Source organism: Pseudomonas sp. B21-054, assembly GCF_026016345.1.
Lineage (GTDB): Bacteria > Pseudomonadota > Gammaproteobacteria > Pseudomonadales > Pseudomonadaceae > Aquipseudomonas.
In genome coordinates, this window is the sequence record NZ_CP087204.1 from 4386681 (window position 1) to 4408807 (window position 22127).

17 protein-coding genes and 2 pseudogenes are annotated in these 22127 nt (G+C 59.5%); 15 read left to right on the forward strand and 4 right to left on the reverse strand.

The genetic code is table 11. The annotated features are described in order from the left end of the window. Positions 1-2 precede the first annotated feature (2 nt). The 4 genes from LOY70_RS18865 (at position 3) to LOY70_RS18880 (ending at position 3270) form a co-directional block, all read left to right on the forward strand. The gene (locus LOY70_RS18865) at positions 3-1478 is read left to right on the forward strand and encodes an NAD-dependent succinate-semialdehyde dehydrogenase (protein ID WP_265028869.1); all 1476 of its coding nucleotides are present in this window, start codon (positions 3-5) and stop codon (positions 1476-1478) included. Then, the gene (locus LOY70_RS18870) at positions 1475-1864 is read left to right on the forward strand and encodes a carboxymuconolactone decarboxylase family protein (RefSeq protein WP_008059553.1); all 390 of its coding nucleotides are present in this window, start codon (positions 1475-1477) and stop codon (positions 1862-1864) included. The genes LOY70_RS18865 and LOY70_RS18870 overlap by 4 nt, the downstream gene beginning before the upstream one ends. An 87-nt stretch (positions 1865-1951) precedes the next feature. Beyond that, entirely contained in the window at positions 1952-2704 is a 753-nt protein-coding gene (locus LOY70_RS18875; protein WP_095129270.1) for a GntR family transcriptional regulator, read from the forward strand. A gap of 2 nt (positions 2705-2706) precedes the next feature. Further along, positions 2707-3270 carry an NUDIX hydrolase gene (locus LOY70_RS18880; protein ID WP_265028870.1) on the forward strand — a complete coding sequence of 188 codons (564 nt, stop codon included), beginning with the start codon at positions 2707-2709 and terminating at the stop codon, positions 3268-3270. A gap of 6 nt (positions 3271-3276) precedes the next feature. Here the strand turns inward: LOY70_RS18880 and LOY70_RS18885 are convergent, their stop codons facing one another. Beyond that, entirely contained in the window at positions 3277-3570 is a 294-nt protein-coding gene (locus LOY70_RS18885) for a DUF1330 domain-containing protein (RefSeq protein WP_265028871.1), read from the reverse strand. 71 nt (positions 3571-3641) lie between these two features. Between LOY70_RS18885 and ribBA the strand changes: the two genes are divergently transcribed. The 5 genes from ribBA to LOY70_RS18910 all read left to right on the forward strand — a co-directional run bounded on the left by ribBA (position 3642) and on the right by LOY70_RS18910 (position 8983). Then, complete coding sequence (ribBA, locus tag LOY70_RS18890) at positions 3642-4751, forward strand: bifunctional 3,4-dihydroxy-2-butanone-4-phosphate synthase/GTP cyclohydrolase II (RefSeq protein WP_265028872.1); 1110 nt, start codon at positions 3642-3644, stop codon at positions 4749-4751. A gap of 283 nt (positions 4752-5034) precedes the next feature. Beyond that, complete coding sequence (locus tag LOY70_RS18895; protein ID WP_265028873.1) at positions 5035-6060, forward strand: ABC transporter substrate-binding protein; 1026 nt, start codon at positions 5035-5037, stop codon at positions 6058-6060. Beyond that, a complete protein-coding gene (locus LOY70_RS18900; protein WP_265028874.1) occupies positions 6057-7001 on the forward strand; it encodes an ABC transporter permease in 945 nt (314 codons plus the stop codon). The genes LOY70_RS18895 and LOY70_RS18900 overlap by 4 nt, the downstream gene beginning before the upstream one ends. 6 nt (positions 7002-7007) lie before the next feature. Continuing rightward, positions 7008-7817, forward strand: coding sequence for an ABC transporter permease (locus LOY70_RS18905; protein ID WP_265028875.1), 810 nt, complete (start codon positions 7008-7010; stop codon positions 7815-7817). 17 nt (positions 7818-7834) lie between these two features. Then, a complete protein-coding gene (locus LOY70_RS18910; protein WP_265028876.1) occupies positions 7835-8983 on the forward strand; it encodes an ABC transporter ATP-binding protein in 1149 nt (382 codons plus the stop codon). 398 nt (positions 8984-9381) lie between these two features. On the opposite strand, the pseudogene LOY70_RS18915 reads toward LOY70_RS18910, so the two are convergent. Next, positions 9382-10412 (reverse strand): annotated as a pseudogene (locus LOY70_RS18915) (purine-cytosine permease family protein); the annotation flags it as partial. Positions 10413-10617: 205 nt separating this feature from the next. Here LOY70_RS18915 and LOY70_RS18920 point away from each other — a divergent pair. Continuing rightward, complete coding sequence (locus LOY70_RS18920; protein WP_056740501.1) at positions 10618-11103, forward strand: flavin reductase family protein; 486 nt, start codon at positions 10618-10620, stop codon at positions 11101-11103. Between the two features lie 102 nt (positions 11104-11205). Beyond that, positions 11206-12249 carry an LLM class flavin-dependent oxidoreductase gene (locus LOY70_RS18925; protein ID WP_265028877.1) on the forward strand — a complete coding sequence of 348 codons (1044 nt, stop codon included), beginning with the start codon at positions 11206-11208 and terminating at the stop codon, positions 12247-12249. Between the two features lie 80 nt (positions 12250-12329). On the opposite strand, the pseudogene LOY70_RS18930 reads toward LOY70_RS18925, so the two are convergent. Both LOY70_RS18930 and LOY70_RS18935 read right to left on the reverse strand, forming a co-directional pair. Further along, positions 12330-12608, reverse strand: a pseudogene (locus LOY70_RS18930) (ammonia channel protein); the annotation flags it as partial. Positions 12609-12799: 191 nt separating this feature from the next. Next, complete coding sequence (locus LOY70_RS18935; protein WP_265028878.1) at positions 12800-13705, reverse strand: cation diffusion facilitator family transporter; 906 nt, start codon at positions 13703-13705, stop codon at positions 12800-12802. A gap of 275 nt (positions 13706-13980) precedes the next feature. Between LOY70_RS18935 and LOY70_RS18940 the strand changes: the two genes are divergently transcribed. The 4 genes from LOY70_RS18940 (at position 13981) to LOY70_RS18955 (ending at position 21955) form a co-directional block, all read left to right on the forward strand. Beyond that, positions 13981-16794, forward strand: coding sequence for an ATP-binding protein (locus tag LOY70_RS18940; RefSeq protein ID WP_265028879.1), 2814 nt, complete (start codon positions 13981-13983; stop codon positions 16792-16794). Further along, complete coding sequence (locus LOY70_RS18945) at positions 16791-17978, forward strand: EAL domain-containing protein (RefSeq protein WP_265028880.1); 1188 nt, start codon at positions 16791-16793, stop codon at positions 17976-17978. The genes LOY70_RS18940 and LOY70_RS18945 overlap by 4 nt, the downstream gene beginning before the upstream one ends. A gap of 78 nt (positions 17979-18056) precedes the next feature. Next, complete coding sequence (locus tag LOY70_RS18950) at positions 18057-21272, forward strand: hybrid sensor histidine kinase/response regulator (RefSeq protein ID WP_265028881.1); 3216 nt, start codon at positions 18057-18059, stop codon at positions 21270-21272. 35 nt (positions 21273-21307) lie between these two features. Beyond that, complete coding sequence (locus LOY70_RS18955; protein ID WP_265028882.1) at positions 21308-21955, forward strand: response regulator; 648 nt, start codon at positions 21308-21310, stop codon at positions 21953-21955. The last annotated feature ends 172 nt before the right edge of the window (positions 21956-22127 follow it).

The window sequence follows — 22127 nt, forward strand, 5'->3', positions numbered from 1 at the left end:
GCATGAGCCCAGCAGCCTTGCAACTGTTCCGCCAGCAGGCCTACATCGACGGCCAATGGCTGGATGCGCCCGATGGCGTCTGTCAGGACATTTTCAACCCAGCCACCGGCGAAAAGATCGGCCAGGTGCCCAACCTTGGCGCCGCAGAAGCTCGTCAGGCCATCGCCGCCGCCAACAAAGCCTGGCCGGCCTGGCGCGCACTGACCGCCAAAGAGCGCAGCCAGACGCTCAAACGCTGGCACGCGCTGATGCTCGAACACGCCGATGCCCTGGCAGAAATCCTTACTCTGGAACAAGGCAAGCCCCTGGCCGAAGCCAAGGGCGAAATCCTCTACGCCGCGAGCTTTATCGAGTGGTTCGCCGAAGAAGCCAAGCGCATCTACGGCGACACCATTCCCAGCCACAAAGGCGATGCGCGCATCGTCGTTAGTAAGGAACCGATCGGTGTCGTCGCGGCCATTACCCCGTGGAATTTCCCTGCGGCGATGATCACCCGCAAGGCTGGTCCGGCGCTGGCGGCCGGTTGCCCATGCATCGTCAAACCGGCACCGGAAACGCCGTTCTCGGCCTTGGCCATGGCCGCGTTAGCGGAACAGGCCGGGATCCCACCGGGCATTTTCAATGTGATCACCGGTGACGCCGTGGCCATCGGCGGTGAGCTGACCGCCAGCCCGCTGGTGCGCAAACTGTCGTTCACCGGTTCCACCGCCATCGGCAAACTGCTCATGGCGCAGTGCGCGCCAACGCTGAAAAAAGTCTCGCTGGAATTGGGGGGCAATGCACCCTTTATCGTGTTCGACGACGCCAACCTGGAGCGTGCCGTTGAGGGTGCGCTGATCGCCAAATTCCGCAACGCCGGGCAAACCTGCGTGTGCGTCAATCGCTTCCTGGTGCAGGACGGCATTCACGACGCGTTCGTCGCTCGCCTCGCTGAGCGGGTCAAGCAACTGCACGTCGGCAGCGGTTTTGAAACCGGCGTGAATCAAGGTCCGCTGATCAACGAACGTGCCGTGGCCAAAGTCGAAGACCATGTTCAGGACGCGCTCGCTCAGGGCGCCCAACTACTCTGCGGCGGTGAGCGTCATGCCCTCGGGCACGGATTCTTCCAGCCGACGGTACTGGCCGGTGTGACCGCTTCGATGAAGGTCGCCCAAGACGAAACCTTTGGTCCGCTGGCAGCCGTTTTCCGCTTCGAGACTGAAGCCGAGGCGATCTACATGGCCAACAACACCGAATTTGGCCTGGCCGCCTATTGCTACACCCGCGATCTCGGTCGCGCCTGGCGCATGAGCGAAGCACTGGAATACGGCATGGTCGGGATCAACGAAGGGCTGATCTCTACCGAAGTCGCCCCCTTTGGCGGGATCAAATCCTCGGGGCTGGGCCGTGAAGGGTCCAAGTACGGCATCGAAGATTATCTGGAGCTCAAATACACCTTGATGGGCGGGCTCGACGATTTTGGGAGCGCACAGCGATGAGCAATGAAAAATATGAAAAAGGCCTGAAAATTCGCACCCAGGTGTTGGGCGAAGCCTATGTGAACCGCTCCATCGAGAACGCCGACGACTTCACCCGGCCTCTTCAAGAGATGGTCACCGAGTACTGCTGGGGCCACGTCTGGGGCCGTGAGGGTTTGTCGCTTAAAGAGCGCAGCATGATAAACTTGGCGATGATTTCGGCCCTCAATCGGCCTCACGAACTCAAGCTGCATGTGCGCGGCGCCTTGCGTAACGGGTTGAGTCGTGAACAAATACGCGAAATTCTGCTTCAGGTCGGTATTTATTGCGGTGTTCCCGCTGCCGTAGACAGTTTCCGGCTCGCCCGTGAAGCCTTCGCCGAAGCCGATGCCGAGGCCTCCAGTTAACCCTTGGCTGTTTTGATGACCTGAGCACGATGATCCTGGATCGAAGTGCTCTTTTTTGCATGGACAGCCACACTCAGAGCGGACCCCATGAAACGCCTGCCACTCGACGACAGCTTCAAGGTCAATCGCAACCCCGTTACCCTGCGCGAAATCGTGCTGGATAAACTGCGAAGCGCCATCATGAACTTCCAGCTTTTGCCGGGAGATCGTCTGGTCGAACGCGATCTGTGCGATCGCCTGGGCGTCAGCCGCACATCCGTACGCGAAGCCTTGCGTCACCTGGAGTCCGAAGGTCTGGTGGAATTCGCCGACGCCAAGGGCCCACGGGTTGCCATTATTACACTGGCCGATGCCGTGGATATCTACGAGCTACGTTGTGTGCTTGAAGGCCTGATCGTCCAGCTGTTCACCCTGCGTGCCAAGGCCAAGGACATCAAGGCCCTGGAAAAAGCCCTCGAAGAAAACCGCAAGGCTCTCAAGGAAGGTGAACTGCAACAGGTGATCGATTCGGTTCAAGGTTTCTACGACGTCCTGCTCGAAGGCTCCGGCAACCATGTCGCGGCCACTCAACTGCGTCAGTTGCAGGCACGGATCAGTTACTTGCGGGCGACTTCGGTGTCCCAGGAAAATCGCCGTGGCGTGAGCAATCAGGAAATGGAACGCATGGTCGAAGCGATCAAGAGCGGCGATCCGCTGGCCGCCCACCAGGCTTGTGTCGACCACGTGCGCGCCGCCGCAACCGTCGCACTCGATTACCTCAAGCGCAAACAGGAAGAGACCGGAAAAATCCCCGAGATCACCCTGCCCATTGCGCTCAAAGAACCTCGCATAGGTCGCTAACCATGTTCAGCCCGAGCTTTTGTCCAAAGTGCGGCGGCGGTGACCTCGGTCACCAGCTGCCACCGGGCGATACGCACGAGCGTCTGATGTGCCGTGGTTGCGGCTACATCCATTACATCAATCCGAAAATCATCGCCGGCTGCATCATCGAGCAGGACGGCAAGTACCTGTTGTGCCAACGCGCGATCCCGCCGCGTCCGGGCACCTGGACGCTGCCGGCAGGCTTCATGGAAGGAGGCGAGACCACCGAGCAGGCGGCGCTGCGCGAAGTCTGGGAAGAGAGCGGCGTGCGCGCGGAAATTCTCTCGCCCTACTCAATCTTCAGCGTGCCGAAGATCAGCGAGGTGTACATCATCTTCCGCGCCATCGCGCTGGAGACCACCGGCCAGTATGGGCCGGAGACCCTCGACTACAAATTCTTCGCGCCCGAGGACATTCCCTGGGACAGCATCTATTACCCGGCAATCCGGCAGATCCTCGAACGCTATATCGAGGAACGCCAGGCCGGGGTCTACGGCATCTACATCGGCAACGACGATACCGGCAAGATCCACTTCATCCGCTGACATCTCCTAGGGTGCCACCCCCTCGACAATGATCACCTCGGCCTTGGCCACGCCCTCGCGGTGCCGTTTCGCCTCCTGATATTGCTCGCTGTGATAACAGGCCAGCGCCTGCTCGTAAGAATCGAACTCGATGACCACGCTGCGTTGCGGTGTCGGCCGACCTTCCATCGCTTCGCTGCGCCCGCCCCGGGCCAGCATGCGTCCGCCATATGAAGCGAACGCCGCCGGGGCGCGCTGGGTGTATTGGCTGTATTGATCGGGGTCGGTGACATCCACGTGAGCAATCCAGTACGCCTTCATAGTGACCTCTTGGTTAATTCTGTATTATGGTATACCAATAAATATACCCACCAAACACTGAGAGTTCCAGCATGGCCTTCAACAGCATCGAAGAAATCATCGAAGATTACCGGCAAGGCAAGATGGTGCTGCTGGTCGATGACGAGGACCGGGAAAACGAAGGTGACCTGCTGATCGCCGCCGACCGCTGCACCGCCGAGGCCATCAGCTTCATGGCTCGTGAAGCGCGCGGATTGATTTGCCTGACCTTGACCGACGAGCACTGCCAGCGCCTGGGTCTGGAGCAGATGGTGCCGAGCAACGGTAGCGTGTTCAGCACCGCGTTCACGATATCCATCGAGGCCGCTGTGGGCGTGACCACCGGTATTTCCGCCGCCGATCGGACGTGTACCGTTGCCGCCGCCGTAGCCGCCAATGCAGGTCCCACGGACATTGTGCAGCCCGGCCATATCTTCCCGCTACGCGCCAAGGAAGGGGGCGTGCTGACCCGCGCTGGTCACACCGAAGCCGGTTGCGACCTCGCTCGCCTGGCCGGTTTCACTCCCGCCTCGGTAATCGTAGAAGTGATGAACGACGACGGCACCATGGCCCGCCGGCCAGATCTTGAAGTGTTCGCCCGTAAACACGGGATCAAGATCGGCACCATCGCCGACCTTATTCACTATCGCCTCAGCACCGAACACACCGTGGTGCGCATCGGCGAACGCGAATTGCCGACGGTGCATGGGACTTTCCGGCTGATCACCTTCGAGGACCGCATCGAAGGTGGCGTGCACATGGCGATGGTCATGGGTGACATTCGTCGAGAAGAACCCACCCTGGTGCGGGTGCATGTGATCGATCCGCTGCGCGATCTGGTCGGTGCGCAGTACAGCGGCCCGTCCAACTGGACGTTGTGGGCCGCGCTGCAACGGGTGGCTGAAGAAGGTCGTGGCGTGGTGGTCGTGCTGGCCAATCATGAGTCGTCGCAAGCGCTGCTGGAACGAGTTCCACAACTCACCCAGCCGCCACGGCAGTTCAGCCGCTCGCAATCGCGCATCTATTCTGAAGTAGGGACAGGCGCGCAGATTCTGCAGGATCTCGGCGTGGGCAAGTTGCGTCATCTCGGCCCGCCACTGAAATACGCAGGCTTGACCGGTTATGATCTGGAAGTGGTCGAGAGCATCCCTTTCACCGAATGAGTCCGGGGCTGACCCCTTTACCCACGCAGGCCACGATTGGATGGCCTGACGGCAAAAAAACCGCTTTTGGCTGATAGCCGGTAAGGCAAAGTGCTTGCACAAAGTTTGGAATACCATAATATGATATTCCATAGACCGGAAATTCCAACCAAGGGCCCACGACAGGGAAAGCACCAACAACAGCCTTTGGCACGGTCGCCTTTAGAGGCCAGATGGACCTACTGCTCCCGATAGGCGGGCATCAACAACCCGCTCACAAACACAACAAAATGAGGGCGTAAAAATGGTGTTGAACAAAGGTGTAACCGCAATGCTTTTTGCGGGTTTGTTGAGTATGAGCAGCCAGGCGCTGATGGCGGCTGAAAGCGTCAACTTCGTCAGTTGGGGCGGCAGCACCCAGGATGCACAGAAGCAGGCCTGGGCCGATCCATTCAGCAAGGCCAGCGGCATCACCGTGGTCCAGGATGGTCCTACCGATTACGGCAAACTCAAAGCCATGGTCGAAAGCGGCAACGTGCAATGGGACGTGGTCGACGTCGAGGCTGATTTCGCCTTGCGCGCGGCAGCTGAAGGCTTGCTCGAACCCCTCGATTTTTCGGTGATCCAACGCGACAAAATCGACCCGCGCTTCGTCTCTGACCATGGCGTCGGATCGTTCTACTTCTCCTTCGTCCTCGGTTACAACGAAGGCAAGCTCGGTGCCGGAAAACCTCAAGATTGGTCCGCGCTGTTCGACACCAAGACCTACCCTGGCAAACGCGCCCTCTACAAATGGCCAAGCCCCGGCGTACTCGAACTGGCTCTGCTGGCCGACGGTGTACCCGCCGACAAGCTGTACCCGCTGGACCTAGATCGCGCCTTCAAGAAACTCGACACCATCAAGAAAGACATCGTCTGGTGGGGCGGCGGCGCGCAGTCACAACAGTTGCTGGCCTCGGGTGAAGCGAGCCTCGGGCAGTTCTGGAACGGCCGCATCTACGCCCTGCAACAAGATGGCGCGCCGGTGGGCGTGAGCTGGAAACAGAACCTGGTCATGGCCGACATTCTGGTCATTCCTAAAGGCTCGAAAAACAAGGCCGCCGCCATGAAGTTTTTGGCCAACGCCAGCAGCGCCAAAGGACAAGCTGACTTCTCCAACCTGACCGCCTATGCGCCGGTCAACGTCGACAGCGTGGCGCGCCTGGATTCGGTGCTCGCCCCGAACCTGCCGACTGCCTACGCCAAGGAACAGATCACTCTTGATTTCGCGTACTGGGCCAAGAACGGTCCGGCCATCGCGACACGGTGGAACGAATGGCTGGTCAAATGAAAATGACGGCAACAGCGTCCCGTCAACCCACGCCGACCGGGAGCGCCACTGGCGCTGCCGAGGCGGTTCCCGGCAAGGCGGCTGCGATGAACCAATCTCCTTCACTGGCACAGCGCTGGCGCGGTTCGAGCAACCTGATCCCCGCCTTGCTGTTCCTCGGCCTGTTCTTTCTGGCGCCGCTGATTGGTCTATTGCTGCGGGGCGTACTGGAACCGGTACCGGGCCTGGGTAACTACGAACAACTGTTCGCCAACTCGGCTTACGCCCGGGTCTTGCTCAACACCTTCTCGGTGGCCGGGCTGGTGACCTTGTTCAGCCTGCTGCTGGGCTTTCCGCTGGCGTGGGCGATCACGCTGGTGCCTCGTGGCTGGGGCCGCTGGGTCCTCAACATTGTGCTGCTGTCGATGTGGACCAGTTTGTTGGCGCGGACCTATTCCTGGCTGGTGCTGTTGCAGGCGTCCGGTGTCATCAACAAAGCGCTGACGGCAATGGGCATCATTGATCAGCCACTGGAAATGGTGCACAACCTGACCGGCGTGGTGATCGGTATGAGTTACATCATGATCCCGTTCATCGTGCTGCCGTTGCAGGCGACCATGCAGGCCATCGACCCAATGATTCTACAGGCTGGTTCGATTTGCGGCGCCAGCCCCTGGACCAACTTTTTCCGGGTGTTCCTGCCGCTGTGCCGGCCGGGGCTGTTCTCCGGTGGCCTGATGGTATTTGTGATGTCCCTCGGTTACTACGTGACCCCGGCACTACTGGGCGGCGCGCAGAACATGATGCTGCCCGAATTCATCATTCAGCAGGTGCAGTCTTTCCTCAATTGGGGACTGGCCAGCGCCGGTGCAGCGTTGCTGATCGTGATCACGCTGGTGTTGTTCTACTTCTACCTGAAGCTCCAGCCGGAATCCCCGGTTGGCGCCAGCAACTCGAGGTAAGCCGTCATGCTCCTGACCCCCAATGCCATGAGCCGGCGCATGCGTTTCGGCCTGTATTTGACGACCGGTGTGATCGCGCTGTTCCTGCTGTTGCCGATCGTGTTCATCGTGCTGCTGTCCTTCGGCTCCTCCCAGTGGCTGGTGTTTCCGCCGCCGGGCTGGACGCTGAAATGGTACGGCCAGTTCTTCTCCAATCCCGATTGGATGAACGCAGCCATGGCCAGCCTCAAAGTCGCCTTGCTGACCACGATCTGCGCCGTAGCCCTGGGTTTACCGACCGCTTTTGCCCTGGTACGCGGGCGCTTTCCGGGACGAGAAATGCTCTACGGCCTGTTCACCCTGCCGATGATCGTACCGCTGGTGATCATCGCGGTAGCGGTGTACGCGCTGTTTCTCAAACTCGGCTACACCGGAACGATGTTCGCTTTCGTGGTCAGCCACGTCATCGTGGCGCTGCCGTTTACCATCATCTCGATCATCAACTCGCTGAAGCTGTTCGATCAGTCCATCGAGGATGCCGCGGTGATCTGCGGCGCTTCGCGACTGCAAGCGGTGTTCAAGGTGACTTTTCCGGCAATCCGCCCAGGCATGGTCGCCGGTGCGCTGTTCGCGTTCCTGGTCTCGTGGGATGAAGTGGTGCTGAGCGTGATGATGGCCAGCCCTACCCTGCAAACCCTTCCCGTGAAAATGTGGACCACCCTGCGCCAGGACCTGACGCCCGTGATCGCCGTCGCTTCGACGCTGCTGATCGGCCTCTCGGTATTGGTCATGGTCATCGCCGCCGCCGTTCGCCGGCGCAATCAAATCAGCGCCTGAGCGCACAGGAGTACGACATGAGTGCCGTCATCAAAGCCCAGCAAAACGACAAACCGCTGGTCAGCCTGCGCAACCTGAACAAGTACTACGGCGACTTTGCCGCCGTGGACGACATCTCGCTGGACATCAAGGACGGAGAATTCCTGACCTTCCTCGGCTCCAGCGGCTCCGGTAAAAGCACCACCCTGTCGATGCTCGCCGGCTTCGAAACCCCGAGCAGCGGCGAGATCCAGGTCAATGGCCAGTCGCTGGTCAACGTACCGCCGCACAAGCGTGACATCGGCATGGTGTTCCAGCGTTATTCGCTGTTTCCGCACCTGTCAGTGCGCGACAACATCGCGTTCCCCCTGGCCATCCGCAAGCTGGCCGCCAGCGAGCGCGAGCGCCGGGTCGACGCCATGCTCAAGCTGGTGCAACTGGAACAATTCGCCCATCGCCGCCCTTCACAACTTTCCGGTGGTCAGCAGCAACGGGTGGCGATCGCTCGGGCGCTGGTTTATGAACCACGCATTCTGCTGATGGACGAACCCCTTGGCGCCCTGGACAAGAAGCTGCGTGAAGACTTGCAGGATGAACTGCGTCAGTTGCATCGGCGTCTGGGTATCACCATCATTTACGTGACCCACGACCAGGAAGAAGCCATGCGTTTGTCTCAGCGCATCGCGATTTTCAGTCACGGCAAAATCGTTGGATTGGGCAGCGGTTTTGACCTGTATCAGAATCCGCCGAATGCTTTCGTTGCTTCGTTTCTTGGCAACTCCAACTTCCTCAAGCTCAAGGCCCAGGGCAACGCGGTCGCGACGTTTGAAGGTCAGTCTCTGTCGATTCGCCTGACCGCAGGGTTGCAGACCGATCAGGATGTTTTGCTTATGGTGCGGCCGGAGAAAGCATTGGCCTTGAGTGTCGAGCAGGCCGCCCAGGAACCGTTGTCGGCGGGATGGAATGAAGTTTCGGCCAAGGTCGTGGAAGTGCTGTTTCTTGGTGAAAGCCAGACTTGCAGTGTGGTGACCTCGGGCGGCACGTCGATGACCGTCAAGGCCCTCTCTGCCGCCGGCATGCCGCTCAAGGCTGGCGATCCGGTGCGAGTGCGCTGGGCGACTAAGGATGCATGCGTTTATACCGAATGGGCTGAGAGCGATCTGAATAAGGCTGCTGGCGCTCATTGATCCTCAAGCGACCCATGCCAGTGGGCCGCACGTTATCTGTCACCCTCGGGTCGCTGCAACGTCGGGTTGCAGCGGCCACTTTTTTGATCTCACTATCCTCTCTGCCTGACTCATCGTTTTCACGAGCAAAGGCCCTGGGATCGCCACGAACACAACATCCGTGCCCTGCTCCGAGCGGATGTGTATCTCCCTCTCGAATACCTCCTTCAGCCAACAACGCCGTCGCCCCTGACCAACCGTTTCCTCCAGCAAGCTCACACAGTGAATCTTGAGTGGGCATAGCATCCGAGCTTGGTACCGATCAAATGTGCGCCTTCAGCTCCCCCCCTCTGGTCACCATCCAAACGAAAATGCCCAGCACAGGCCGGGCATCTCAGACGAACAGAAGACGGGTTTGATTAATCGGCATAACCGAGTCTGGAAGCTTTGCGCTCTTGCGCTTGACTGCGGGTAGCCAGGCAATAATACAACGGGCAAGTCACCACCAACCCCACCAGCCACGACAGATCAGCCCCTTCCACCAAATTGGCATACGTCCCGACATACAACGACGTATTGGCAAACGGCAGCTGCACAATAATCCCGATGAAATACGCAACGATCGCATGCAGATTGCCCCCCCGTAAATCCCGCCGTCGCACGGAAGATCGAGGCAATGTCATAGCTGCCATGCTTGATTAGATAGAAATCAATCAGGTTGATCGACACCCAAGGCACCAGCAACAGCAACAGTGCCAAAATCAGGCCAATGAACTGCGAGATGAAGTCTGCAGAAGCGCCCAATGCGACGAAGCAGCACCCCGCCAGCATCCCACTCGACAACACCACGCGCACCTTGATGGTCGGCGTCCATTGGCTGGCAAAGGTCTGGATCGAGGTGATGATCGACAGCACCGCGCCATACAGATTCAAGGCGTTGTGGCTGATGATATTGAGCAAAAATAGCACCATCAGAATCGGCCCCAAGCAGCCAGTGGACTGCTTCACCGCTGCCATCGCACCGGTGCCTTCCGGAGTCGCCAGCACCGCCACCGCGCCGAAGGTGAACGAGAGAATGGTGCCCAGGGTCGCGCCCAGATACGTGGAGAAAAACGGACGGGCAATCCCGATATCCGCCGGCAGGTAACGCGAGTAATCCGACGCATAAGGCGAGAAGCTGATCTGCCAGATGAATCCCCTGCGACACCGTCGCCAGCCAGCCCGACAGGTTGAAACCGCCGCGCGTGAAGAAGTCTGCCGGCAGGTCGTGGGCGAAGATGTAGAGGAAACCGGCGAGCAAGGCACTGCCCATGACCCAGGTGCCAATGCGTTTGATAGTGTGGATGAAGCGGTAGCCGATCACCCCGATCGCGGTGGCGCTCAGGGCGCCGATGAGGATGCTCGCCGGCACCGGAACCGAAGGCACAATTCCGACGATCGACTTTCCGGCCTTTTAGCGTCCATCTGACTCGTAGTTCTGGTGCCTCAGCGCGCTCGCAAAGATGAGCTAAAACCCCTGTAAACGTTTACTCGAAGGCCGACCACGTACGTTTATCGGCCCCCCCCAAAAAAGCCCTTGCAAACTATGTATTACGGTATACCATCATACCTACAAACACATAAGAATCCGCATTACACCGCCAGAGGACCGCCCCATGATCGATGCCGCCATTTACAAACAAGTGATGGGTTCGTTTCCTTCCGGGGTGACTGTGATTACTACGCTGGACGACGACGGCCAAATCGTCGGCCTGACCGCCAGCGCCTTCAGTTCGCTGTCCATGGACCCGGCCCTGGTGCTGTTCTGCCCCAACTACAGCTCCGATTCCTATCCTGTACTGATCAAGAACAAACGCTTTGCCATTCACGTCCTGTCCGGCGGCCAGCAGAGCGAAGCCTATGCCTTTGCGCGCAAAGGCAAAGACAAGGCGCAAGGCATCGAATGGACCCTGAGCGAGCTGGGCAACCCGATTCTGGCTAACGCCACGGCGGTGATCGAATGCGAGCTATGGCGCGAATACGAAGGGGGCGACCACGCGATCATGGTCGGCGCGGTGAAGAACCTGATCGTGCCGCAGCAGAACGCCGGGCCACTGGTGTATTGCCACGGCAAAATGGGCGCCCTCCCTGTGCTCGCCTGATCCAGAAAATATTGTGCGCATATTGCGAATTTCGATTATCCAATAATCAGCCAGCCGACTCCCGATCGACCGGCCAACAACAAAAGATCCGAGGTAAGCGTCATGAAGTTTTCCCTGTTCGTGCACATGGAACGTTGGGACGAAAGTGTCAGCCACCGCCAGTTGTTCGAAGACCTGACCGAACTGACACTGATGGCCGAGGCCGGTGGCTTCAGCACCGTCTGGATCGGCGAACACCACGCCATGGAATACACCATCTCACCAAGCCCGATGCCACTGCTGGCCTACCTGGCGGCCAAAACCACCACCATTCACCTCGGCGCCGGCACCATCATCGCGCCGTTCTGGCACCCGTTGCGGGTCGCCGGTGAATGCGCATTACTGGACGTGATCAGTAACGGTCGCATGGAAGTCGGTCTGGCCCGTGGCGCCTACCAAGTTGAATTTGATCGTATGGCCGGCGGCATGCCCGCCTCCTCCGGCGGCCAGGCGCTGCGCGAGATGGTTCCAGTGGTGCGCGCCCTGTGGCAAGGCGATTACGCTCACGATGGCGACATCTGGAAATTCCCGACGTCCACCAGCGTACCGAAGCCGATCCAGAAGCCCAACCCGCCGATGTGGATCGCCGCCCGCGACCCGGACTCGCACAATTTCGCCGTGGCCAACGGTTGCAACGTCATGGTCACGCCGCTGATGAAAGGCGACGAAGAAGTCCTCGACCTGAAGAACAAATTCCAGGCTGCCTTGGATAACAACCCAGACGTACCACGCCCGCACCTGATGGTGCTGCGTCACACCCACGTCCACGCGGCCGATGACCCGGAAGGCTGGAAAGTCGGGGCCAAGGCGATCTCAAAGTTCTATCGCACGTTCGATGCCTGGTTCGGCAACAAGGAAGTGCCGGTCAACGGCTTCCTGGCGCCGAGCCCGGAAGAAAATTTCGCCGCTCGTCCGGAGTTCGAATTGGAGAACCTGCACAAGACTGCCATGATCGGCACGGCAGAGGAAATCATCCCGCGCATCAAGTACTACCAGGAACTGGGCGTCGATGAATTCAGCTTCTGGTGCGATAACAGCCTACCTCACGCAGAGAAGAAAAAATCCCTGGAGCTGTTCATCAAGCAGGTGGTACCGGCGTTTCGCTAAGTTCGCCCATCAGGCTTTGCGGTAAAACCCAGCAAGCAAAACGCCGGCTCATGCCGGCGTTCTGCGGTCCGTACCAGATATTAATGGTTGCAAGCACGCTCATTGTGCTCGGCCAGGACCAGTCTCTTTCTTCCACTGACTCATGGGCGGGCAAGCCCACCAAAGCATTGACCGACTCGTGGAGGGTCCAACTGATCACGAAGCAGTCCACAGTGGTCAACAGCCCCCCTTGGTCCGGCCACCACTTGGACGCCCATGGTCACACCTTCCACCAGACCGCCCATGAACGGCACGCAGAACACGCCAGTGAGCACTGCGCTGATAATGCCACCGATGCTTTGCAAGCCGAACACGTCGACCCGTAGCAAAAAATCGTAGATAGGCGCCTGCAAGCGCTCAGCCGGGAGAACTAGAAATGTGGCATCTGTACCGACGTGACACCAAACATCCTAGATAAAACGCTCCAACCCTGAGATTAGGTTGGCCTGGCGGACCGTACTTGCCGTCGTAATCGCACGTACCTCAGCCGGCCTTCAGGGAGGGTTACGAATCAAGCTATCCACTTGCGATCACCGGTGAAGCAAATGGTCAGCCACCGCGTCGCGTCGGCTTGACCCAACCTGGCAGAGATCTGCTCACGGAGCGCGTCCAGTTGCCCTACAGTTTGCAACCGGTAATCCGCCGGAAGCACGATATGGATCTCGATAAACCGCGCCCGCCCGTGTTTCTGGACATAGGACACATAGTCCTCGAACCCATGCTCTACCGTGGCCGCATCCATCACCTGGCGCACCGTATCGTCAAGTTGATCCGGTGCGATACCCAATACATCGCGCAAAGCCGGGCGCAGGATCTTGAAAGCCGGTGCCAGCATGCTCAGCGCCAGCAGGATCAGGATCAACGGGTCGACATACATCGCCCACTGTCCGTATCCCTGGGACTTGAGCAACAGAGCGATCAGGAAACTGACCAGCAGGCCCACCGAAAGCATCGCGTCGACCAGCCAACTGATGTTGTCAAACTGGATGAGCGATGACTTGAGCGTTCGATTGCGATAGCGAACGTAGAAGAAATAGCCGAACTCGACGACGGTGAACACTGCGGCATAGATGATCACCATCCCCAGCTCGATTTCACGGCCACCGTTGATGATGCCGGACACGCCATTGAGGAAGGCATAGATGGCGATCAACAACAGGAAGCTGCCTTCGATCAGCAGGACCATGGGCTCCAGATGCCAGAACCCGAACTGGAAGCGGTGGTTGCTTTCCTTGGCGATCAACCTGGCAGTGATCAGCATGAGCACCTTGATGAAGGTGGCGACCAACGAGAAAAAACCATCGAACAGGATGGATTGGGCACCCGTTATGAAACCGGTGCAGATCCCGGCAATCGCCACGGCGAACATCAGGAAAGTGGATTGTTTGAGCAGCGACTGCTCACCTCGGTTACTCACGTAGCTTACCTCTGACAACATTCGAATCGATGCACAGAACGATCGATTTCGGGGCGACAGTCTACTTCATCGCCCTGACAAGGAGCCTTTGGAGGCGCCCACCGGCGGCATTTTAAGAATCGTCCTATGCTGGACCGAAATTCGAATCAAGGGCCGGCGGGCATGGCCGATGCGCGTATCAGGCCCGCCATCGCGTGCCTCATGCCAGGCTCCCGAGGTCACGCTTTCGGAATCGTCTGATACCCGTCCGGCTCGCACCTCGGTAGGTTGGCTGGATGAAATTGAAGAACTACCTTCACCAGATCAACCCCCTCCTCTCCACTCCCAATGCCGCCCGACGCCTGCTGCGCGTCTTTGGCGTGGTGCTGCTCGTCGGCATACTCAGTGGTGTCTACAGCTTTCTCCTGCTGACGTTCAATGCCGAGGTCTCGCGCAGGCGCAGCCACATGAGCAGCGCCATTGCCGAGGCCCATACGTTCTTCACGACCCGTGGGGCATTGCTGGAAAGCCTCAGCCTGTCGGCCATCCGCAAGCCCGAGGGAGTGAAGCCACAAGTGTCGCCCGAGGAGATTCATCTGCTGCTGGGCAACACGCAGGGCAAGCAGTGGAGTATCTGGTTGACCGAGCGGGTCAGGGACTACCTGACCAGCAAACAAGTGAACCTGCTCTATGTCAGTAGCGGCAACGATGTGCGAGTGAAACGGCTTTATACGGCGACCCCTGCCGTGAGCGACTTTCCTTCGGCGATGTTGGACCGTTTGCAAGCATTGAAAGGTGACAACAGAGCCTCGGTCAATGAGCTCTGGCTGACCAATCAATCGAGCAGCCATTCGCAGCTGTACATGTTCATTCGTCTCGACGGGCGTGACCTCGACTCCGGCTGGCTGGGGCTGGAAATGGACGGCCGCGAGGTGTCCCACGCCCTGGACGACAGGAGCGCCGGGCAATTCATGATGTTCAATCCCGACGGCATGCTGGTGTTCAGCAACAGCCAGCCGGCGCAACTCCGCCAGAACCTGTTGCAGGTGCAACGGCAGAACTTCTTCGGCTTCGTTGGCGGTGCCTGGCTGCCCGACCATCTGGTCATGCGCAAGCAGCTCAAGTCCTCCGACTGGCAGTTGGTGTACTCCATCGCTTTGCGTGACGTTATCGTGGCGCTATGGCCCCGCCTCGTGGGTGCCCTGCTGTTCTGCCTGTTCAGCATCAGCCTGGTGTGGATACTGATTCGCCGCCTCGAACATCGCTTCATCGCGCCGACCATCAGTCGCATCCAGGCCCTGGTGGAAAGCGAGCTGTTCAGCAGCGATGTGATCCAGACGGCACCGGTGGCCCTGTGTGTGCTGCGGCGCGCCAATGGCCAGGTGGTCCTGGAAAACACCCTGTCGCAGCAGTGGCTGGGGCAAAGCGGCGAACGCGAGCGTCTGAGCCCTCGATGGATCTACCGGGCCTTCGACGCCATGGACCCGCAGGTCACCGACTACTTCGAGGCGGCCGACGGACGCCATCTGTACCTCAGTTGCGCCCCGACCCGCTACAAGGGCGAAGACGTGTTGCTCTGCGCGTTCAGCGATATCAGCACCCGCACGCAGATCGAAGAAGCCCTGGAGCAGGCACGGCAGCTGGCCGATGCCGCCAATGAAGCCAAGACCTTGTTCCTGGCGACGATGAGCCATGAGATCCGCACCCCGTTATACGGTGTGCTCGGGACGCTGGAGTTGCTGGCGCGAACCGAACTGGACGCTCAGCAGACCGACTACCTGCGCACCATCGAGAGCTCTTCGGCGACATTGCTGCAATTGATCTGCGATGTACTGGACGTCTCCAAGATCGAGGCAGGGCAACTGGCTCTGGAGCTCACCGAGTTCAGCGTGCTGGATCTGATTCACGAGGCGACCCAGGGCTATGCGGCCGCGGCCCACGGCAAAGGGCTGGATTTGTATGCTGTCGTCGATCCGAAATTACCTGAGCGAGTCATTGGCGACGTCTCGAGAATCCGTCAGATTCTCTACAACCTGTTGAACAACGCAGTCAAATTCACCGATGCAGGCCGAATCGTGCTGCGGGTCAAGCTGGCTGGGCGAGACGGTGAGCGGGTTAGCCTGTTCTGGCAGGTTTCCGACACGGGCAAAGGAATTACTCAGGAAGACCAGTCGCGCATCTTCGAACCCTTCTACCAGACCCGCGGCCACGCCAATGTGATTGCCGGCACCGGGCTGGGCCTGCCCATCTGCCAACGTCTCACGCATCTGATGAATGGCAGTATCCGCGTCGTCAGCGAGCCGGGGCTGGGCAGCAGTTTTTCCCTGACCCTCTCGCTCGAGCAACCCATGGCGCCCGCGCCGACGAGCAGCGCCCCGCCTCTGCTGCCGAAAGTGGTGTTCGTGGTTTCCCCCATCCGCGAACTGGCCGAAACCATGAGTGGCTGGTTACGTCGCTGGGGCGCACGCCCGCAGCTTGATCGTCCTTCACGGGGCACGCCCATCCAGGGAGCTGTGTTACTCGAGCTGCATCCGGGTTCCTTCGGACAACGCCTAGACGCCCGCTGGAGCGGGGCGCTGGTGATGGCGACCGGCGACGGTTATAACGAACCTCAGCAGGGCTCCGACGGCTGGGTGGTGAACATCAATCACCTGAACGCGATTCATCAGGCCGTCAGCCGCGCCCAGGGCCTATGCGCCATCGAACCTGAACATGACACCCCGTCGCGGCATCTGAAAAAACTGCACCTGCATATTCTCGTGGTCGAGGACAACGTCATCAACCAGTTGATCCTGCACGACCAATTGCAGGAACTGGGTTGCACGGCGGAGCTGGCCGGAAACGGTGAAGAAGCGTTGGCGATGTGGCGCCGGGGGCGGTTCGATGTGGTGCTGAGCGACGTCAACATGCCCCGCATAAACGGCTATGAACTGGCTCGCGAGCTACGCCGCCTTGGCTGCGAAGTACCGATCATCGGCGCGACCGCCAATGCCATGCGTGGTGAAGAAGCACTGTGCCTAGCCGCAGGCATGAACCACTGCCTGGTCAAGCCATTCACGCTACAGGCCTTGCACAACCAACTGGCGCCCTACGAAAGAACACCCTCATGAAACCCATCAGCGTACTGGTCGTCGAAGACCATCCATTCCAGCAGGTGTATCTGCAGAACCTCTTCAGCGAGCTGGGAGATTTCGACCTGCAATTCGCCCAGGAAGGCAGCGCAGCGTTGGATTGCCTGAAAAAGCGTGACTACGATCTGGTCCTGACCGATCTGTTGATGCCCGGCATGGACGGCATCCAGTTCATCCAGGGATTGGCCGCCTCCGGCTCCCGGCCCGCGCTAGCGATCATGAGTGTGGCGTCGAGACGAATGCTGACGAGTGCAAGCCTTGCCGCCCGTAACCTGGGCGTCAAAGTCATAGGACTGATATCCAAGCCGGTCAAGATCGCCGCGCTGCGCAATCTCACCGATCAACTGGGCGGCTTGCGCCAGGTTGCCCTGCCCCTTCCCGGCCCGCAGATCGACCACCTGGCCATCAGCAATGCCTTGGAGAGCGGTGAATTGCAAGCCTGGTTCCAACCCAAGAAATCCTTGGCCAACGGGCGGATCGTGGCCGCCGAGGCGTTGGTGCGCTGGGTTCATCCCGAGCATGGGCTACTACTGCCGGGTTTTTTTCTGCCGGCACTCAAGGCGTTCGACCTGGAAGAATGCCTGCTCTGGCATATCCTGGAGCATGCGATCGCCGCCCAGAACCAATGGTGCGCCCAGGGCTATGCCATCCCGGTGTCGATCAACCTGCCCACGCATCTGCTCAACAGCCCGGACCTGGCGGACCGTATCCTCGCGTTCGTTCTTCAGCACCGTGGTGTCCCGGCGATGATCTGCTTCGAGTTAATGGAGTGTTCCATGCCCGAAGACATCAGCAACTTCTACGCCGGTGCATGCCGGTTACGCATGAAGGGATTCGGCCTCTCTCAGGATGACTTCGGCCAGGGCTACAGCTCGTATATGAATCTGGTCTCGACACCGTTCACCGAGCTGAAGATCGATCGGGCGCTGGTGCACGGCTGTACCACCAATGAAGAGCTGACCCAGGCCCTCACCAGCATCGTCGCACTCGGCCGCCAGCTGGGCCTGACGGTCGTGGCCGAAGGGGTTGAAACGGCGCAGGAGCTGGCGCTATTGCGTAGAATCAACTGCACCCAGGTGCAGGGTTTCCTGATCTCCCATGCCGTGTCGTCGAGCGAGTTCCAGCAATTGCTGACTCAGGATGGACCGGCTTTGGTCGATTGACGACTGGAAGCCCATTTTCATTTTGTCCAAGGTCGCGCTGCGCTGAACATTTCCGAGCGCCCTTCAAAGGTTGGCCCAATGACCCATTCCGATGATCTTCTACAGAAACTGGCCAGCAGCTCCTTGAGGATGAACAAAGGGCTGATCGTGCTGAGCGGTCTGGCGTCGCTATTGATCGGTCTCAGTGCCTGGGGCTTGAACCGCATGATTGAGGAGCAGCGCGATACTGTCCGATTTCACTTCGCCAGGCTGATGGAAAATATCGGCGAACAGGACACCTTCCTCAACGCGATTGCCCGGCAAAGCGCAAAAGGATTGCCACTGAATACCGGGCAACTGCAGATGTTTCTCGAAGAGCCGTTGCCAGACGAAGGCGATGGCATCTACAAAGGACAGGAGCTGTCTTTCTCCCTACCCTTCAGCGTGAAGATCAATCCGACAACCATAGAGTCGGGCGAACGCCATCGGGTCTTCGGCTTGGGCGCCCACCTGGCGAGCTACTACAGCGCCTTCTGGTCGGCATCGTATTACCAGTCGCCCCAAGTGTTCCTGTTCAACATGCCAGACAACTTCGATATCGCCGTGCCCGCTGCCGGCCGCCTGCGCGGCGTCGGCCAGATCCAGGGCGGCACCTACCAGCAGGTCATGAACCAGGTATTGCGACGGCTGCATGAGGACAACCCTCGGCCTGCGGACAGTCGTGTGCACTGGGTACGCTACAGCGCCGAAACGGACAAGAGCGCCCCACCGACCGTTCTGGCCTACATCAACATCGACATGCCGGCCGCCCAGTCGGGTCTCCGGGGTGCCAGCCCGTGGGTGGTGGTGGCTTCGCTGTTGAACCTGAACCAGCTCAACGAGATCGAGCGCATCATGGAGTGGTCGATCTATGATCGCTTCAGCCTGATAGCCCCCAATGGTGCCCTGCTGGTAGGCCCCGAAAAGCCTGGGCAAGACCTTAAGGACGGGCTCAATTTTCGCCTCGACGGCCTGGTGTTCAAGATTTCCAGCGACGGGCAACAGCCGTGGACAGCTGTCTATGTGGTCGGTTTCAAGAGCTTCATCGACTATGCCTGGTGGCCCCTGCTGGGCATGTTGACACTGATGCTCGCAAGCATCAGCGGTGGCTGGGCCTTCAACCGTTGGTACAAGACCCGCGTGGTCTTGCCCGCCCATGAGGCCCATCAGAGCATTGCCGAAAGCGAGGCCTTCAGTCGCGCGATCATCGACAGCGCTCCCACCGGCCTGTGCGTGATACGCCGCAGCGATCACCGGATCCTCCTGGAAAACCAGAGTCTTCAACAATGGCAGCCAAGCGACAAGCTGATCGCCGCGCTCGAGCAGAGGCAACTGCTCACTCGTGCGGGCCAGACGGAGCTGGAGATCGACGGTCGCCATCTGCATGTGGGTTTCGTCGGGGCTCGCTATCACGGGCAGGAGGTCTGGATTTGCGCATTCACCGACGTGACCCGCCACATCGAGGATGCTGTGGCGCTGGAACAGGCACTGCACGCCGCCGATTCCGCCAATGCGGCAAAAACCCGTTTCCTGGCGACCATGAGCCATGAAATTCGCACGCCTTTATACGGTGTGCTGGGCACACTCGAACTCCTGGGCCTGACTAACCTCGGTCCCCGCCAGCAGGAATACCTGCGCACGATCCAGCGCTCGTCGGCCACCTTGTTCCAATTGATCAGCGACGTACTGGACGTGTCGAAGATCGAAGCCGGGCAGATGACCATCGAAACCCAGGACTTCTGCCCGCTGGAACTGACCGAAGAGACCCTACGGGCCTACAGCGCTTTCGCCCAGGCCAAGGGCTTGCAGCTTTACGCCTGCATCGACCCCGTCATTCCCGACCAAGTACGGGGAGATCCGCTGCGAATCCGCCAGATTCTCAACAATCTGGTGAGCAATGCGATCAAGTTCACAGACAACGGACGCGTCGTACTGAGGTTGCGAGTCTTGGACAAGAATGCCGACGTTGCCAGCCTGCTGTGGCAGGTCAGCGACTCCGGCATTGGTATCTCCCAAACGCAACAGGCCCAGCTGTTCGACCCCTTCTATCAGGTTCGCGATGCGTCCAGCGAAGCGGGCGCCGGCCTGGGCCTGGCGATCTGCCGGTGGCTATGCGAGCTGATGGCCGGCGAACTGAAAGTGGTCAGCGAACCTGGTCTGGGCAGCAGCTTTTCATTGCAGCTCAAGCTTGCCTGCGCCCAAGGCCATCTGGGCGACTGCCCGGAATTCGGTCCACACGCCCCGCTCGTCTATGTGCAGGCACCCGCGCCTGAACTGGCGCAGCATGTCTGCAGCTGGCTTGACCGACTGGGCCAGGAAACTCGTATCGTCAGCCCTGAACGGCCGCCTTGCCCGTCATCGCTATTGCTCGATGTACTGCCCTCGTCCCAGGAGTCCTCCTGGACCGGCCCACGGATAATCGCCAGGGCCGCCGGCCCTAACCCACCGGAGTACACCCGCGCCGGGTGGACGGTGGATGCGTACGATATCCGGGCGATGGCGTGGGCAATCCGTTTTGCCCAGCAGGGGACCGACTCGCGAACACTTCCATCGCCCATGAAGCCGCCACGACGCCTGGACCTGAACATCCTGGTGGCCGAGGACAACCCGATCAACCGGGCGATCATCAAGGAGCAACTGGAAGCGCTGGGCTGCTCGGTAGTCGCTACGGCAGACGGCGAACAGGCCCTGCATCAATGGCTGCCTGGGTCATTCGACCTGGTGCTGACCGACGTGAATATGCCGGTGATGAACGGCTACGAACTGGCCAAGGCGCTGCGCAGGAACGAGCCGGACCTGCCGATCATCGGCGTGACCGCCAATGCCCTGCGGGATGAGGGGGAACGCTGCGCAGCGGTCGGCATGAATGCCTGGCTGGTAAAGCCGCTCAACCTGCACACGCTGCGAACGCAGCTATTGAAACACTGCAAGCTCGCCGAGCCGCCCCCGTTCAACCAGGCCCCACCTGCGGCCAATACGGTGCAGGGTGCCGACCGCCTACAGCTGTCCGCGAAGATGAGGGAATTGTTCTTCAGCACGATGCAGCAGGATATCGTCACGCTCAATGCCTCGCTCCAAAGCAACGACGCCGCCGCAGTGACCCGGCAACTGCACAGCATGGCCGGGGCACTGGGCGCCGTGCAGGCGGTCGACCTGGCGCAAACCTGCATCGATCTGGAGAACCAGTTGGAGGGCCGGCACATCACACCTGACCTGGCCAGCGACATCGGGACTATGCTTGGGCGATTGAGAGCGATGCTCGACGCACTGTCGTAACGGTATGACTCAATAACGTATTAGGGATAGCCAACATGGCCACACTCAACGTCGTGATCGCGGATGATCACCCCATCGTATTGCTGGGCGTACGTGAGCTGATAGAACGCGACGACCGCTTCCGGGTCGTCGGTGAGGCGGTCTGTTCAAATGGACTGATAGCGCTTCTACAACACCAGACGGTTGACCTGGTGATCACGGATTTCAACATGCCGGCCGATTCACCCTACGGTGACGGACTCAAACTGGTGGAGTACCTGCGGCGCCACTTCCCACAGGTGAAAATCCTGTTGCTGACGATGATCTCCAACCCGCTGATCCTGACACGGCTCCATGAGTTGGGCGTGGTCGGTGTCATCCAGAAGAACCAGTTGCAGGACGACATCCAGCTTGCACTCACGGCCATCGCCCAGGGGCGGCCTTTCAAGAGCGCAAAGCCCCTGACCAATTGCGTGAGAGAACAGAACGTCGCCCTGGATAAACGACTGTCGAGGCTATCGCCCAAGGAGTTCGAGATTCTGCGCCTGTTCGTATCCGGGCTGAGCGTCACCGCGATTGCGAAAAGCCAGTCCAGGAGTGCGAAGACCGTCAGCACCCAGAAAATCGCCGCCATGCGTAAACTTGAAGTTTCCAGCGATCAGGATCTGCTGACGTATTGCCTGGAAAACAATATTTTCAATTGACAATCATCTTCACGCCAATTTTGGCACATCTATAACTTTTAACTTCCGCGCCACCTCCTCCAACATCCGCTCATTAAAGGCCTGTGTATAAGGCCCGGGCCCGCTCGTCGCTCTAAACACCTCATTCACCGCTAGCCCATTGACATCAATCAGAATCGTCTGATGGCTCGTC